The organism is Pseudomonas sp. WS 5011 (assembly GCF_012985775.1).
In the GTDB taxonomy this organism is placed as follows: Bacteria; Pseudomonadota; Gammaproteobacteria; order Pseudomonadales; family Pseudomonadaceae; genus Aquipseudomonas; species Aquipseudomonas peli.
Window position 1 is genome coordinate 18,601 of sequence record NZ_JAAQXA010000022.1, and the last position, 14,697, is coordinate 33,297.

The 14,697-nt window shown below is 58.8% G+C and carries 18 protein-coding genes and 2 pseudogenes; 12 read left to right on the top strand and 8 right to left on the bottom strand.

The window, feature by feature from the left end:
- The first annotated feature begins 52 nt into the window (after positions 1 to 52).
- Complete coding sequence (locus HBN63_RS18530) at positions 53 to 1,537, top strand: TolC family protein (RefSeq protein WP_079742365.1); 1,485 nt, start codon at positions 53 to 55, stop codon at positions 1,535 to 1,537.
- 176 nt (positions 1,538 to 1,713) lie between these two features.
- On the opposite strand, the gene HBN63_RS22000 is transcribed toward HBN63_RS18530, so the two are convergent.
- Positions 1,714 to 1,893, bottom strand: a complete 180-nt coding sequence (locus tag HBN63_RS22000) for a hypothetical protein (protein ID WP_262499025.1) — start codon at positions 1,891 to 1,893, stop codon at positions 1,714 to 1,716.
- A gap of 1 nt (position 1,894) precedes the next feature.
- Positions 1,895 to 2,119, bottom strand: coding sequence for an AbrB/MazE/SpoVT family DNA-binding domain-containing protein (locus HBN63_RS18535; RefSeq protein WP_170050441.1), 225 nt, complete (start codon positions 2,117 to 2,119; stop codon positions 1,895 to 1,897).
- Positions 2,120 to 2,510: 391 nt separating this feature from the next.
- On the opposite strand from HBN63_RS18535, the gene HBN63_RS18540 reads away from it, so the two are divergent.
- The 6 genes from HBN63_RS18540 to HBN63_RS18565 all read left to right on the top strand — a co-directional run bounded on the left by HBN63_RS18540 (position 2,511) and on the right by HBN63_RS18565 (position 6,894).
- Positions 2,511 to 3,131 carry a tyrosine-type recombinase/integrase gene (locus tag HBN63_RS18540; RefSeq protein WP_170050442.1) on the top strand — a complete coding sequence of 207 codons (621 nt, stop codon included), beginning with the start codon at positions 2,511 to 2,513 and terminating at the stop codon, positions 3,129 to 3,131.
- A 201-nt stretch (positions 3,132 to 3,332) separates the two neighbouring features.
- Complete coding sequence (locus HBN63_RS18545) at positions 3,333 to 4,160, top strand: radical SAM protein (protein ID WP_170050443.1); 828 nt, start codon at positions 3,333 to 3,335, stop codon at positions 4,158 to 4,160.
- Positions 4,157 to 4,756 (top strand): AAA family ATPase, encoded by a 600-nt coding sequence (locus tag HBN63_RS18550; protein WP_170050444.1) that lies wholly within the window; start codon positions 4,157 to 4,159, stop codon positions 4,754 to 4,756. The genes HBN63_RS18545 and HBN63_RS18550 overlap by 4 nt, the downstream gene beginning before the upstream one ends.
- An 8-nt stretch (positions 4,757 to 4,764) precedes the next feature.
- Positions 4,765 to 5,508: a haloacid dehalogenase-like hydrolase gene (locus HBN63_RS18555; protein ID WP_170050445.1), complete on the top strand. Its 744-nt coding sequence runs from the start codon at positions 4,765 to 4,767 to the stop codon at positions 5,506 to 5,508.
- A gap of 19 nt (positions 5,509 to 5,527) precedes the next feature.
- The gene (locus HBN63_RS18560; RefSeq protein WP_170050446.1) at positions 5,528 to 6,100 is read left to right on the top strand and encodes a uracil phosphoribosyltransferase; all 573 of its coding nucleotides are present in this window, start codon (positions 5,528 to 5,530) and stop codon (positions 6,098 to 6,100) included.
- A 95-nt stretch (positions 6,101 to 6,195) separates the two neighbouring features.
- Entirely contained in the window at positions 6,196 to 6,894 is a 699-nt protein-coding gene (locus HBN63_RS18565; protein ID WP_170050447.1) for a hypothetical protein, read from the top strand.
- 78 nt (positions 6,895 to 6,972) lie between these two features.
- Here the strand turns inward: HBN63_RS18565 and istB are convergent, their stop codons facing one another.
- On the bottom strand, positions 6,973 to 7,722 hold the full coding sequence (gene istB, locus HBN63_RS18570) for an IS21-like element IS1474 family helper ATPase IstB (protein WP_033901416.1): 750 nt from the start codon (positions 7,720 to 7,722) through the stop codon (positions 6,973 to 6,975).
- Positions 7,610 to 8,068: pseudogene (locus tag HBN63_RS18575) on the bottom strand (IS21 family transposase); the annotation flags it as partial. The gene istB and the pseudogene HBN63_RS18575, both read right to left, overlap by 113 nt.
- Positions 8,069 to 8,314: 246 nt before the next feature.
- Between HBN63_RS18575 and HBN63_RS18580 the strand changes: the two are divergent.
- Genes HBN63_RS18580 through HBN63_RS18590 form a run of 3 tightly spaced genes read left to right on the top strand, consistent with a single transcriptional unit; the run spans position 8,315 to position 11,961 of the window.
- A complete protein-coding gene (locus HBN63_RS18580; protein ID WP_003089107.1) occupies positions 8,315 to 8,554 on the top strand; it encodes a ribbon-helix-helix domain-containing protein in 240 nt (79 codons plus the stop codon).
- Entirely contained in the window at positions 8,554 to 8,964 is a 411-nt protein-coding gene (locus HBN63_RS18585) for a putative toxin-antitoxin system toxin component, PIN family (RefSeq protein ID WP_003150546.1), read from the top strand. The genes HBN63_RS18580 and HBN63_RS18585 overlap by 1 nt, the downstream gene beginning before the upstream one ends.
- A gap of 3 nt (positions 8,965 to 8,967) precedes the next feature.
- On the top strand, positions 8,968 to 11,961 hold the full coding sequence (locus tag HBN63_RS18590) for a Tn3 family transposase (RefSeq protein ID WP_003299771.1): 2,994 nt from the start codon (positions 8,968 to 8,970) through the stop codon (positions 11,959 to 11,961).
- 12 nt (positions 11,962 to 11,973) lie between these two features.
- Here the strand turns inward: HBN63_RS18590 and HBN63_RS18595 are convergent, their stop codons facing one another.
- From HBN63_RS18595 to HBN63_RS18605, 3 genes are read right to left on the bottom strand one after another with little or no spacing between them, the layout of a single operon-like run.
- Complete coding sequence (locus HBN63_RS18595; protein WP_003089113.1) at positions 11,974 to 12,186, bottom strand: GDCCVxC domain-containing (seleno)protein; 213 nt, start codon at positions 12,184 to 12,186, stop codon at positions 11,974 to 11,976.
- A 7-nt stretch (positions 12,187 to 12,193) separates the two neighbouring features.
- Positions 12,194 to 12,469 (bottom strand): mercury resistance system periplasmic binding protein MerP, encoded by a 276-nt coding sequence (gene merP / locus HBN63_RS18600; RefSeq protein ID WP_003150552.1) that lies wholly within the window; start codon positions 12,467 to 12,469, stop codon positions 12,194 to 12,196.
- 12 nt (positions 12,470 to 12,481) lie between these two features.
- Positions 12,482 to 12,832: a mercuric transporter MerT family protein gene (locus tag HBN63_RS18605; RefSeq protein ID WP_003089115.1), complete on the bottom strand. Its 351-nt coding sequence runs from the start codon at positions 12,830 to 12,832 to the stop codon at positions 12,482 to 12,484.
- 74 nt (positions 12,833 to 12,906) lie between these two features.
- Here HBN63_RS18605 and merR point away from each other — a divergent pair, with 74 nt between their 5' ends.
- Both merR and HBN63_RS22005 read left to right on the top strand, forming a co-directional pair.
- Positions 12,907 to 13,305 carry an Hg(II)-responsive transcriptional regulator gene (gene merR / locus HBN63_RS18610; protein WP_003089120.1) on the top strand — a complete coding sequence of 133 codons (399 nt, stop codon included), beginning with the start codon at positions 12,907 to 12,909 and terminating at the stop codon, positions 13,303 to 13,305.
- A gap of 91 nt (positions 13,306 to 13,396) precedes the next feature.
- A pseudogene (locus HBN63_RS22005) lies at positions 13,397 to 13,498 on the top strand (isoprenylcysteine carboxylmethyltransferase family protein); the annotation flags it as partial.
- A 215-nt stretch (positions 13,499 to 13,713) separates the two neighbouring features.
- Here HBN63_RS22005 and HBN63_RS18615 read toward each other — a convergent pair.
- Positions 13,714 to 14,634: a cation diffusion facilitator family transporter gene (locus tag HBN63_RS18615; RefSeq protein WP_003463565.1), complete on the bottom strand. Its 921-nt coding sequence runs from the start codon at positions 14,632 to 14,634 to the stop codon at positions 13,714 to 13,716.
- Positions 14,635 to 14,697: the final 63 nt, after the last annotated feature.

A 14,697-nucleotide genomic window follows, 5' to 3' on the forward strand; every position in this document is an offset into this window, starting at 1 on the left:
GACGACAAAATTAAATAACAAGATTCAAGCCGTTTTTAGGGGGCGGCCAAGGATGAATAAAAACCAAAAAATGCTCGGCGTAAGCCTGCTTGCGCTGGCCATCAGCGGTTGTGCCGTCACCAGTCAGCCCATCGACCGCAGTGTCAGCGAACAACGCGCCCAAACTGACCTGCAGAACATGTTCAAGGATCAGGAGCCGCTCAATGGCCCGCTGACCCTGCATGACGCCATGGCCCGCGCGGTCAAGTACAACCTTGAAAGCCGCCTTAAGGTGATGGAAGAAGCCCTGGCGCAGCGCCAGGTCGACCTCGCCACCTTCGACATGCTGCCGCGCATGGCGCTCTCCGCAGGCTACGCTGGGCGCGACAATGTCAGCGCCTCCAGCAGTGAGAGCATTCAGACCGGAACCCAGTCGCTTGAGCCCTCCACCTCGCAGGATCGCGACCGTGGAGTAGCTGACCTGACCATGGTGTGGAACGTGCTGGACTTTGGCGTGGCCTACGTCAGCGCTAAGCAGCAAGGCGATCAGCGCCTGATCGTTGAGGAGCGCCGCCGCAAGGTGCTCAATACCATCATCCAGGATGTGCGTTCGGCCTATTGGCGCGCCCTGGCGGCAGAACGCCTGCTCAGCCAGATAGACAGTTTGATGGTGCGGGTCGATCAGGCGCGCGATAACAGCCAACGCCTGAGTGAGCAACGCATCGGCGACCCGATTCAGGCCCTCAGCTACCAGCGTGCCCTGATCGAAGCCACCCGCCAGTTGGAAGATCAGCGCCGCGCTCTATCCCTGGCCAAAACCGAGCTGGCTACGCTGATCAACCTGCCAATCGGCAGTACTGTCAGCCTGGCGGCCAGCGATGATTACCCAGTGCCCCAGCTCAAGGTTGACCTTGGCGTACTAGAGCAGGAAGCCCTGGCTACCCGCCCGGAGCTGCGTGAGCAGGACTACCAGGCGCGCATCAGCGCCGCAGAAACACGCAAGGCGATGCTGCGTCTGTTGCCAGGTCTGGAGTTCTCGGCCGGCGGCCACTACGACAGCAACAGCTTTCTGGTTAACCAGAGCTGGGCCGACTATGGCGTGAAGATCACCTGGAACCTGTTCAATGTGCTGTCGGCCCCTGCCTCCATCAATGTCGCCAAAGCCGGTGAGCAAGTAGCCGAAGCACGCCGTCAGGCCATGTCCATGGCGATTCTGGCGCAGCTCTATGTAGCCAATGCCAACTTCAACGAATCACAGCGCCAGTTCCAGACCAGCCAACAACTGGCCGGACTCGATAGCCAAATCGTCGAGCAACTGCGTAACCGCTATAAAGCCCAGGGCATTGGCGAACTGGAGCTGATTCAGGGCGAACTGAATGCACTACAGGCCAACCTGCGCCGTGACCTGGCATATGCCGAATTGCGCAATAGCTACGGCCAACTGTTCGCCAGCGCGGGGCTTGACCCGCTGCCGGAACAACTGCCATCAAATGAGCTGATTGCAATTTCACAGGCGCTAGCTAACCAAGAGGCCCGCTGGCATGCCGGAGAGCTGTAGCTGTAAGCCTTAACCGTCGTTGAGTCGACTCGCAGAGATTCATATTAGAGGTTTGCCCCTAAGCGTCTGCTTTTGGCCGAGCGCTGACGCCCTAAACAGGCAGCGCTCGGCCAAACCGCATAGATTTCAGAGAGACATCTGAGGGCGACGTTCGCTGGTTATCTCTGATCGAACATTCATCGCGTGTACTGAAAATACGGAGTCGGCAGCGGAGGTTCGGTGCCCAAGCTGTCGGCCCAGGCCTGTACCGCTTGGTGGTCGATCACGCGACAAGCATCCACGTCAGCCAAGGCCTGGAGGGTCTGATCGAACCTTTCCTGCTCTAGCGACACAGCGCCCCCAGTCGGCTTACTCATCTCACGTACCTGCCGCTTCGTTATTCCGGTGCTCGACCAGCACCTCGAACGGATCAGGGATCTGCGGTGTTTTAGTTGGCATCAGACAGCGCGTCGTGCCTACGTACTCCTCGGCCAGATACAGAACATCGCCAATTCCGACGCCAAGTTGCGCAAGCAGGTCGTTAGGCAGTGGGACGATTAGGCTACCGTCTTCATGCTGCTCAACTTTCACCGTCCGGGTCATGCTTCCTTCGCCTCGCTTGTACGCCGAAAGAAATTAGCGTCCGTAGGGGGAGGTTACGGCGAACCGTCACCAGCAAGTCCCACGGCACAGGCTGACAAGATAGCAGAACGCCCATCATAAGCATGCTGATCCCCCTGTGTTCTCCTGCTCAGAAATTGGGCAGAAGCAATTGAACACCTGGATCAGTTTTCAATCGGCAGAGTAGCCTCAGAGTCGCCATGAATAGCATCCGGATGTTGATGCGCGCATGGTGCCCGAAAGCGTCTTTCCTAAGTTTTTCAAAAATATCAATTGGGCTGCTTCGAACGCAGCGCCACCGGCTACCTCTGGCCGGTTAGCGACAGCTGCTCTGGCTAGCCATGCTTGTCCTCCCACATGTGGAGGACTTGCCATGAACATCATTGCTACTTGCAGCCGTCAGCCCTGGAACAAAGGAAAGTTGGTCGGGCAGAAAACCCCGCTCCGACTGAAAGATATCTGGGCCATCCGAGTAAGGCTTCAAATTGCAGAACGAACCCGGGATCTGGCTCTGTTCGATCTGGCCATTGACAGCAAGCTTCGAGCCTGCGACTTAACCAAGCTCCGTGTGTGCGACATTGCTCATGGCGAGCATGTGTCATCACGAGCAATGGTTATGCAGCAGAAAACGAAGCGACCAGTGCAGTTCGAGATTACCGAGCAAACACGGTCTGCTCTCGCGGCCTGGATACATCAAGCCCAGCTCCGTAGCCAGGACTGCATTTTCCCGAGCAGGCTGCATACATCGGACCATCTATCCACTCGTCAATACGCTCGTATCGTCAAAGGCTGGGTAAAAGCCATAGGCCTTGATCCAGCCATGTATGGCACTCACACGATGAGACGTACAAAGGCATCGCTGATCTATCGCAGGACGAAGAACCTACGGGCGGTTCAACTTCTGCTCGGCCATACGAAGCTGGAGAGCACCGTTCGATATCTTGGGATTGAGGTCGATGACGCTCTGGAAATGGCTGAGCAGACCGAGGTCTGACCATATATTGCGACGGTCGAAATCAGACTGTCGCTAACCGGCCAATAGCAGACCCTCGTGGCTGTCTCCTTCCAGCTCACGGAACGAGCGAACAGGTCTGCGTCTTTTAACGGTGATGTATGATCGGCTGAAAGGGCGGATGAGCACTGGCCTGAATTTCGTGCTGGACGGCACGGTATTATTTGGATGTTTGGAGTCTCCATGATGGAGCTAATGGAAGAGACATTTCATATTCGAGAGCTGGAGATATCGATAACTTCACGTTGTACTCTAGCTTGCGCTCATTGTGGGTTCCTGGTTCCCAAACAGCCCTTGCCATCCATTGGTGAGCCTGTAGCTGAACTCGCCGAGACACTTGCAAACCTTTTCAAGGCGGGCGTCAGAGTTCAGAGCTTAGCTGTCCTAGGGGGAGAACCGACTATCGATGGGCGCTTGCTGGAGCGTGCATTGGCGAGATTTTCCGCAGTTGGCATTGCGGAGCGCTTGGAGGTAGTCACCAATGGCCTGACGCCGCGCGGGCTGACCAAGACCTCGTTACAGCATATCGATCGCTTGAGCGTCAGTGTCTATGGCCTGGGCGGCACGATTCTCGATCGTTATCGCACGTGGATTTCCCTTGTCGCACCCCATGTGGAACTTATTTTCCGGATGAATGACGAGGGCTGGGATCCCTGGAGCGATGAACGCGAAGTCTCAGATGAGCAAGCCCAAGCAATGTTTGATGATTGCTGGTATCGGCGCCACTGTGCCACGGTCGAGCGCGGCCGGCTTTTCATTTGCTCTCGAATCGCAAAACTGTCAAGGGACGATGAGGGGCTGGCCATCACCGCGGGGACCACGCTTGATGATGTGCGTGCGTATATGAACCGGATACTGTTTTTGCCTGCGTGTGCAACCTGTACACCTATGATGGGGCTTGAGTTAGTTCCAGCCGGAGTACAGCCGGATGATCGTATTCCCCGATTAGAAGCGAGGGCTATCGACTGGTTGGATGCAGAGATTCGAAGTGCGGAAGCAAGAATCGTATGAGCCAATACGCGGAGGTTATTTCCAAGAGAGTTGCGATCTGTGTTGGTGGTATTCCTGGGGCAGGCAAAACTACCCTGCTTCGCGCGCATGTGGAGCGTGAAATGCGGGACACGCAAGTAACGGGCTCATCCATCGTTAAAACGATTATTGCGCCATCATCCGTACATGATCTTGACGGCTGGGCTCCTGAGCGGCGCCGCGCCGTGCGTGAACAGTCCATTCACGAGTTGCGCCGGATTCAAAAGAAATGTGCAGGGCGCCTGCTCGTTGACGGACATTTCACCCTTCGAAACAGAACTACTGGCGTGCTTGAGCCTATTTTCACACCTGAAGACAAGGCGTTTTTCAAAGCCCTTGTGCTAATACACCCCCAGCCTAAGTCGGTGCTAGCGCAGCGAGAAAACGATGGGCGTTCCCGTGGCGCTGAGTCGATCGATGATATCTCTGCTCACATCGAGGTTGAGCTGCTGGAGGGGCGCAGACTTGCGAGAGATATGGGTGTGCCATTGCTCGAACTGGCCGAGTGTGATCTGCCCGAGCGGCTGCAGGCTATAGCTGAGTTCCTCGACAGGATTGCCCCATTGAATGCGTCATGAGACCTGGTTTGCCGACCCTTGCAGGCAAGGCCTTAAGCGAGGAGCTGGAAAGCTACATACCCTTGTGTAATGGGCACCCTTTGGGAGCCTGCCTCGTTTTGGATGCCGATCGGACTCTTTGTATCGAAGATACCGGGCTGCTTGTCGGGCGGGCGCTTGGGATTGAGGGCTCGATTCGACGCACTTTCGAACAGCTCGGCTACAAGGATGAGGCGTTTACCGCCGTTTCGGGTCTCTGGTCAGCAATCCCCAAAGAGGCGTATGTATCCGAGCTTGAGCGCGTGGCTGATGCCATTCGACTGCGGGCCTGCTGGCAAGAAATCCTGAACACCCTCGCCGACCAGGTTCCAGTCATGGTTGTGACCGCCGGCATTCCTCAGGTCTGGCGTCGCACCCTGTCGAATGCTGGCCATGACCGAATTCCTGTATTTGGAGGGTGTCACCAAGAGCTAGATAGATATGCAATTTCAGCCAGGTCCAAGGGCGATATTGTGGGGGCACTCAGAGAACTGGGATGGATAGTCATCGCTGCTGGCGATAGCCTTGTCGACCTACCGATGCTTACTGCTGCGGATATGGCGTTGTTCGTTCCCGACTCTAAGGGCAGTCCTGCATTGCGCTCCGAATTGGCTGGAGTGCCTTCTGTCCGTCATCTTCTGGTAGATGATCGGCGTTTTGATGGGCTACCCACATGCACCGCTGCGGAAGCGGCCGAGATGATCATTCAGGGAGGAAAATGGAGTGCTAATTGATCATTCCGACGAGACAATGATGCGTTTGCTCGTCAATACAACACGCCAAGCCGACCTGGCCGGGCCGGCTCTGGCTGAAGCGCACCGTAACGTCGGGCGTAGGTTGGCTGGATCAGTTGCGCGCCACCTTCTACTTGAAGATATTGCGATTAATCACGTTGCAGGTGCATCCACAGGTGTCCGGGTGAAAGCAGGAAGCGAGCCCATCATCGTGGCGCTTATGAGGGCCGGTCTTTTTGTTGCTGAGGGAATCTGGTCTTCCTTGCCCGGGAGTTCTTTTGTGCTCCACAGCGAAGATTCAAGCCTCGCTGAGTTGCCAGCTAAGGGGCGTACCGTAGTTGTAGTCGACAGTGTTATCAATACTGGGCGATCAATCCGGGAAGTTTTGAATGCCATTGAGCCCCTTCAACCGTCAAGCATAGCCGTAGCAACACTTGTTGCTTATCGGCGACATCTCAAGGTGTTGGTGGATGCGTTCCCCACTGTGGATTTTCATATCGCTCGTGTTTCAGACCGCTCTTACGTAGGCCAGGGCAGTACTGATACCGGAGCTCGACTTTTCGGCACGACTAGCTGGAAGTGCGAAGCCTGAGTAAAGAGGCTGAACACCGTGCGCCATAGGTTTGGACGGTATCTTGTCGCCAAACTTTTATTCCACTCTCGCCACACTTTCGCCTCTGGCCGCCTATGAACGACATCGAGTTTGCACAGAGCGTCAGCCCCGAACTGGCCGGGCTGTACGCGCAGGCTAAAGACCTGGCTTTTATCACTCCGGGGTACGCCCTTACCCACTTGCGCAGCTTTGCGGCTGTGTTCTGCGATGAGATAGAGCCGTCGGCAGGGTATGAGTCCAACATCGCCATCAAGATCGAAATGGTGCGCACCGCGCAGGGCTCATCCAGGAAGATACTGTCAGCTCTGGATACCTTGCGCGACAGTGGAAACAAGGCTGCACACCCGGAGGAATATGCTCCGTGCACCCTCGACTTTTCTGCGATGGTGACAAAGGGACTGCATCTCGCTCGTGAGCTTTTTGAGCATCTCTACTGGCTGAAAACAGGCAGCTCAATCACACCTGAATATGAGGTCATCGAACCCACCCTGCACATCCAGCGAGATCTCAGCCACAGAGCCATATTCGAAGAGGATGCGGAGGCTCGATATACGCTAGGGGTCTACTTCAAAGAGAAAGCCGATCGAGAGAAGCCAGTCTATGGGTGGATTCGCGTTGATGACGGCTATGGCGAGAAGTCTCGCGAGGCCATCGATCAGGCCACGCACTGGTTCAAATGTGCCGCCGAGAGTGATCATCCCGGTGCTCAATATGAATATGGCGCGTACCTGTTTCGACTCAAGGACAATCCAGACGGGTGCGGATTTCGGTGAACGTGACCGAGCGTTTCGCTAATACGTGACCGGTGCTTCCATCCCGGTTGCGCGGGTTCTGGATTGTAATCGCATCGGTCACGATGCGGTTTGTTCCTCGGATTTTTTCCGGCGCAGTGACTCGCCCTTCATCGTCAGCCGGTAGGCGTTGTGCACCAGGCGGTCGAGGATGGCGTCGGCCAGGGTCGGGTCATTGATCCAGCCATGCCAGTGTTCGAGGGGCAATTGGCTGGTCAGGATGGTGGAGCGGTTGCCGGCGCGGTCGTCGATCACTTCCAGCAGGTCATGCCGAGCCCCTTCCTCCAGCGGGGCCAGCGCCCAGTCGTCCAGCACCAGGACGTCGACCTTGGCCAGCTGTTGCAGGGTGCGGCCGAAGCTGCCGTCGCCGTGGGCGATACGCAGTTGTTCCAGCAGCCGTGGCGTGCGCAGATACAGGGTGGTGTAGCCCTGGCGGCAGGCTTGGTTACCCAGGGCGCAGGCCAGCCAAGTCTTGCCGGCGCCGGTCGGGCCGGTCAGCAGCAGGTTGTGTTGCTGGCGGATCCAGTCGCCGTTGGCCAGGCTGGCGATCAGGCGCTCGTCCAAGGCGCGACCCGGGCGGCGGTCGAGATCTTCCAGGCAGGCGTTGGCGTACTTGAGCTTGGCCTTCTTGCGCAGTCGCACCAGACGCTGGTTGTCACGCCAGGCCAGTTCGCGGTCGAGCAGCAGGCCGAGGCGTTCATCGAAGCTCAGGCTGTGGCTGGCCGGCAGCGTCCATTGTTCCTCCAGCGCGCGAGCCATGCCTTCCAGGCGTAGCTGGTGCAGTTGATTCAGGGTGTGTTGCGGCATCATCGAACAGCTCCTGTTGCGGGGGTTGGTAGTAGTCGGCGCCACGGACGTTTTCGTGGTGCTCGGGTAAGGCCGTTTCAGCCGCACGCTTGGGCAGCGGCTGCTGATCCAGGCCTTGCTGGAGCAGGTTGCGCACGCTGCGCCCGGTGAAGGCGCGCAGCTGGACGGCCCGTTCGGCGGCGGCTTCTAGCCGTGCATTGCCGTAGCGGCGGGCCAGCGAGAGCAGGCCAAGGCAGGCGCGGTAGCCCATCTCCGGGTGCGGCTTGTGGGTCAGCTGGTGATCGATCAGTTGGCGCGTGTAGGGGCCGATCCGCTCGCCCCAGTCGAGCAGGCGTTGCGGCGTCCATTGGGGTTTGGGGAGCAGTGGAACCAAAAACCAACGTAAGGCTTAGCTAGAGTTCACCGCTGCCGAAAATAGGGGCGGTTATCCAGACTTTGTTTTACTGAACGACTTTTCTGCACTGCTTTTCATGCGTTTGGACGGCCTGGCGTCAGTGCCTGCCAGGGTTCGACAAAAGGATCGTTTTGTCGAACCATTGCATCGCCCTTTGTGATTGGTGTATAAACACACAAACACCTATTAGCGGAGAACGCTATGAATACCATTCGCTGGAATGTCGCCGTCTCGGCCGACACCGACCAGTCGCTTCGGATGTTTCTGGCCAGCCAGGGCGGCGGCCGTAAGGGCGACCTGTCGCGCTTCATCGAAGAAGCGGTACGGGCACACATCCTGGAGCTGAGCGCTGAGCAGGCCAAGGCCGCTAACGCCCATCTGAGTGAGGCAGAATTGACCAACGCGGTTGACGAAGCGCTCGACTGGGCACGTAAGCGCTGATGCGGGTCGTGTTGGATACCAACATCCTGTTCAGCGCCCTGATCTCGCCACATGGCGCGCCCGATGCGATCTACCGTGCCTGGCGGGCGGCGCGTTTCGAGGTGGTGACCTCGCGGATGCAACTCGATGAAATTCGTCGAGCCAGCCGCTATCCCAAGCTTCAGGCCATCCTACAGCCCGCCAAGGTGGGCGCCATGATCAATAACCTGCAACGGGCTGTGGTACTGGAGCGCCTGACCATCGAGGTCGAAGCCGATGATCCGGATGACTCGTTTTTGCTGGCCATGGCCTTGGCGGGCGATGCGGACTACCTGGTAACCGGTGATCGCCGCGCCGGCCTGCTGCAACGCGGGCACATCGAACGCACGCGGATCGTCACGCCCGCCGTGTTCTGCGTCGAGGTGCTGTGATCAATGCCGGTCGGTTTTCTGACTCAAGAGCAACGCGACGGTTTTGGCCGCTATGTTGATTCGCCCAGCCGTGAAGAGCTGGAACGTTACTTCCACCTGAGCGATGAAGACCGTGAAGCCATCCAGGTGCTGCGGGGTAACCATAACCGTCTGGGTTATGCCGTTCTGCTGACCACCGTCCGCTTCGTTGGCGTTCTGCCGGACAAGCCCGCCGCCGTGCCGGTGGAAGTCCTGCAGGTGCTTTGCCGACAACTGGCGATTCCAGACCCCGACTGCCTCCAGCGCTATAGCGATCATCGCCGCTGGATACATGCCACCGATATTCAGAACCGCTTTGGCTATCGTCATTTCACCGATCCGGGCATCGGCTTTCGCTTGAGCCGCTGGCTGTATGCCCTCTGCTGGACGGGCACCGACCGGCCGGGAGTGCTGTTTGAGCGAGCCACCTCGTGGCTGTTCACACAGAAAGTCCTCCTGCCTGGTGTGTCTCAACTAGAGCGCTTTATCGCCCAGTTGCGCAGTCGGGTCGAAGAACGCCTCTGGTTTACGCTGGGCCGCAGCGTGACTGAGGAACAGCGATTGCAACTGCAAGACTTGCTGACGGTGGCCGAAGGCAACCGCAGCTCCCGGCTGGATCAATTGCGCTCCGGCCCGGTCATGGTCAGTGGCCCCGCGTTGATTCGGGCACTGCGCCGGCTCGATGACGTGCGCGGCATCGGCATCACCTTGCCGGCGGCGGCGCACATCCCTCCCAGCCGTATCGCCGCCCTGGCCCGCTTCGCCAACACGGCCAAGGTCACCGCGATTAATCGGCTGCCGGCGTCGCGGCGGATGGCGACACTGGTGGCCTTCGCACTCTGCCTGGAGGCGACTGCGCACGACGACGCACTGGAAGTCCTGGAGGCCTTGCTGCGCGACCTGTTCAGCAACGCGGAGAAGGCCGACAAGAAAGCCCGCATGCGCAGCCTGAAAGACCTGGATCGGTCGGCCGCGACGCTCGCCGCCGCGTGCAAGGTCGTGCTGGACAGCTCGATCAGCGATGACAACGTGCGCGCCCGGCTGTTCAACGACCTGCCGAGGACCACCCTGGAAAAGGCCCTGGAAGAGGTCAACGCGCTGATCCGCCCGGTAGATGACGTCTATTTTCTTGCATTGGAAGCGCGCTACCGCAGCGTGCGCCGCTTCCTGCCCGACCTGCTCAAGCACATCCGCTTCGGCTTCAGCCCGGCCGGCAAGGGCGTGGCGGCTAGTCTGGAGTGGCTGCAACTGAACCTGCCGCGCCGGAAGCCAGAGGATGACGCGCCGCAGGAGATCGTGGCCAAGGCTTGGCAGAAGCACATCACCCGCGAAGATGGCTCCCTCGACATGGGTGCCTATGTGTTCTGCACGCTCGATGCGCTGCGCACGGCCCTGCGCCGCCGCGATGTCTTCGTCTCGCCCAGTTGGCGCTATGCCGACCCGCGCCTTGGCCTGCTCGACGGTGCCGAATGGCTGGCGGCGCGACCGATCATCTGCCGGTCACTGGGCCTGACCATCGACGCCAAAACCACCCTGGACGCCTTGTCCGTCGAGCTGGATGCAACCTGGCTGGCAGTAGCCGCGCGCCTGCCCGACAACCCGGCGATTCAACTGAGCGAGAACACCGAGGGCAAGACCGAACTGTCGCTCGGGGCGCTGGACAAGCTGGACGAGCCCTGCTCGTTGCTGCAACTGCGGGCGGCCGTGTCTGACCTGATGCCGCGTGTCGATCTGCCGGAAATCCTCTTGGAAATCGCCGCCCGCACTGGCTTTTCCGAGGCCTTCACCCATGTCTCCGAACGCAATGCACGCGCCGACAACCTGGTCACCAGCCTCTGCGCGGTGCTGTTGGGCGGGGCCTGCAACACCGGCCTGGAGCCCTTGATCCGCACCGACAACCCGGCGCTGCGCCGTGACCGGCTGTCCTGGGTCAGCCAGAATTATATCCGCGACGACACCCTGTCAGCGGCTAACGCCATCCTGGTCGGAGCGCAAAGCCAACTGGAACTGGCCCAAGTCTGGGGTGGCGGCGAGGTCGCCTCCGCCGATGGCATGCGCTTCGTCGTACCGGTGCGCACCGTGCATGCCGGCCCCAATCCGAAGTATTTCGGCACCGGCCGGGGTGTCACCTGGTACAACCTGATTTCCGACCAATTCTCCGGCCTCAACGCCATCACCGTGCCCGGCACGCTGCGCGACAGCCTGGTGTTGCTGGCGGTCGTGCTGGAACAGCAGACCGAGTTGCAGCCGACGCAAATCATGACCGACACCGGGGCCTACAGCGATGTGGTGTTCGGGCTCTTCCGCCTACTTGGCTACCACTTCAGTCCGCGGCTGGCCGATGTCGGCGGTACCCGCTTCTGGCGCACGCGCCCGGACGCGGACTACGGCAAGCTCAACGGGCTGGCCCGCCAGTCGGTCAAACTCGACCTGATCGCCGAGCACTGGGACGACCTGCTGCGCCTGGCCGGCTCGCTCAAACTCGGCCGGGTGCCGGCGACTGGCATCATGCGCACGCTGCAAACGGGAGATAGACCCACCCGGCTGGCCCAGGCGCTGGCCGAATTCGGGCGGATCGAAAAGACTCTGCACACGTTGACCTATATCGACGACGAGTCCAAGCGCCGCGCCACCCTGACCCAGTTGAACCGAGGCGAAGGCCGGCACAGCCTGGCCCGCGCCGTGTTCCACGGCAAACGCGGCGAGCTCCGCCAGCGCTACCGCGAAGGCCAGGAAGACCAGCTCGGTGCTCTGGGCCTGGTGGTGAACATCATCGTGCTGTGGAACACCCTCTACATGACGGCGGCCGTGGAACGGCTCAAGCAGCACGGCTATCCAGTGCTGGAAGAGGATTTGGCCCGGCTATCGCCGCTGATCTACGAGCACATCAACATGCTCGGGCGGTATTCCTTTGCGGTACCGGAAGAAGTTGCGCGCGGCGAGCTGCGGCCACTGCGTAATCCAGACGACGACCTGTGATCCCCCTAAACGCTATGAGCAACACCCAAGCTGCTGCTGGATCGGCGGGCACTTCACCGAGCCGAACGAACAGAAAACGCAGCAATCCCCTGGGTTGGGGCGCAGCAGCGCCTTGCAGTTGCTGCACTCGTAATAGAACTGGCAGGCGTCCGTGGGCATGGTTTCCGGCTTGGCGAAGCCGCAGCGCGGGCAAGTCAGCACGGACTCAAGGACAATGGCGCTCATCGTGACCTCACTTCTGCACTGTGGAGGGGTATCCCGCGTTCGCGGTCGCCTCAGTCAGTGCCTCGGGCTGGGCCTTATCGGGATCGTAGGTGACGGTCGCCGTCTTCTGGTCGAAATTGACCTGGACGTCACTCACGCCGGACACCTTCTCCAGCGACTTCTTGACCGTGATCGGACAGAGTCCGCACGTCATGTTCTGCACGTCGAGCGTGACGGTTTTCGGGGGAGCCGCCAGCGCCACGAAGGGCAAGGCGAAAAGCACGGCGATCAGCAGTTTGCGCATGGTTAATCTCCTTCAGTAGAACAGCGGGGCGAGCCACGGCACGGCCAATAGGCCGAGCAGCAGCACGCTGACGATCCAGAACACGAGTCGCTGTCGCACGAGCGTGCGCGGATCGGCGCAGGGTGTACCTGGCGTACAAACCTGTGGCACCAGGTAGAGCTTGCGGAATGCCAATCCCAGGAACAGTAGAGTCAACCCGATGAAGAGGGGGCGTAGTGGCTCCATCATGGTCAGAGCGCCCACCCACGTACCGCCGACACCGAGTGCCAACAGCACCAGTGGCCCGACACAGCACACCGACGCACCGATGGCGGTCAGCGAACTCGCGACCAGCGAGCCTTTCCCGGTGAGTTGCATCCCCATTCCCATCTCCTGAGCCTGATTGCCTAGGTGCTATTCTAAACTCCGTACCAAAGTACGGAATCAAGGAGAAAGTGATGGCCACAGAGCTGACCATTGGCAAGCTGGCAGACGCCGCCGGGGTGAACGTCGAGACGATCCGCTACTACCAGCGACGCGGGCTGCTGGATGAACCAGCCAAACCCTTGGGTGGCCATCGGCGCTATCCGGTGGACATGGTGAAGCGACTGCGTTTCATCAAGCGGGCTCAGGCGCTGGGTTTCACGCTCTCGGAAGTCGGTGGACTGCTGACGCTGGATGAGTCGTGCGCCTGTGCCGAAACGCGAGCACGGGCTGCACGCAAGCTCGCGTTGATCGAGCAGAAGATGGCCGACTTGGTCGTCATGCAGCAACTGTTAGGCGAACTGGTGCAGCAATGTGATGCGGGAGACGGCGGAACGATCTGCCCGATCATCGAGGCACTGATCAGAGAGTAATGCCTGGCGGGTGAGCTGGAGATCGGAAAGCCCCTTTACGGTGGGATTCAGAGCTTACGTTGGTTTTTGGTTCCATTGCTCCCCAAACCCCTACATGAACCGTTTCCAGATCACACCCGAAGAGTGGGCGCTGGAAGCACTGTTCGGCGAATCATTCGCCCGCTACCGTGCACGAGTCCGCCGCTGGCTCTGAGCGTCGGCGGCGGTAGCGACTGGCGGGGCTTACTCGTCGCGGCAGCCTGCTGAAGGTGCCACGACCTAGCCTGATCTCCTCGTGGCGAGCTACTTTGGCCACATGCCGTTAGCATTTCTAAGGTCAAGGGCATAGCGCCAACGAGTGACGCACGCGAATTCGCTCCGTTGATATCGAGCTAACTGTCAGGTGACAGCGGTAAAAGCAAAGCAGGCTTATGCTTCGCTGCGATGATTGTCGGCCTGCCTGGTGTCGATACAAACACTGCCGTCTAGCTCCATTTCAAGTGTCGAGTGGCTGACTTTGAATTGCTCATGGAGTACTCGTTTTAAATCGGTCTTCACTCGTTCGATATCAGGCAGACTAGCCTTCTTTATGACAACGTGGGCTTCCAATGCAATTGTATGTTCCGCGATTTCCCAAACATGTACGTGGTGAACACTCTCAACATCGTCTACTTGCTCCATGACGTTGATTATATCGGCGATGGAAACTCCTTCTGGTGCGCCCTCCATCAACAAGTGAATGGTTTTAGGCAGCATGCTAAAGCCCTGCCAGAGCACGTAACCAGCAATCATCAATGTCACTACAGTATCCGTCCAGTACCAGCCGTACAAAAGAATCAATGTCCCGGCGACAACAACGCCGACGGAGGCTAGTGCATCCGATACATTATGCAGGAATGCCGCCTTTATATTCATGCTGTCCTTAGACATTGTGTAGGTGAGCAAGGCCGTGGCGATATCTACAATCAAGGCTATTCCCGCCACCACGACCACTGTCCAACCCTCAATAGGCTGAGGGGAATATAACCGACCTATAGCCTCGTAAATAAGGTAGAGACCGATGATAATCAACGAGACCAAGTTGATTAAGGCCGCTATGGTTTCACTGCGTCGGTAGCCGAAGGTTTTAAAAGCATCCGGCGGCCTGCGACCGATCTTACGCGCGATTAGCGCAATAACCAGTGATGCGGCATCGCTCAAATTATGTAGCGCGTCAGCTATAAGCGATAAGCTGCCAGAAAGTATTCCTCCAACAACTTGTGCCAGAGTTAACGCAGCATTAACGCCAATGGCAGCGATTAAACGCTTATCGCCTATGGCTTCGGTGTTATGGTTATGTTCGTGGGCCATTGGTTTTTACCGCTCCTAAAAAATAAAGTAAGACAAGGGTAGGGGTCGTCTCAGAAAACGGAA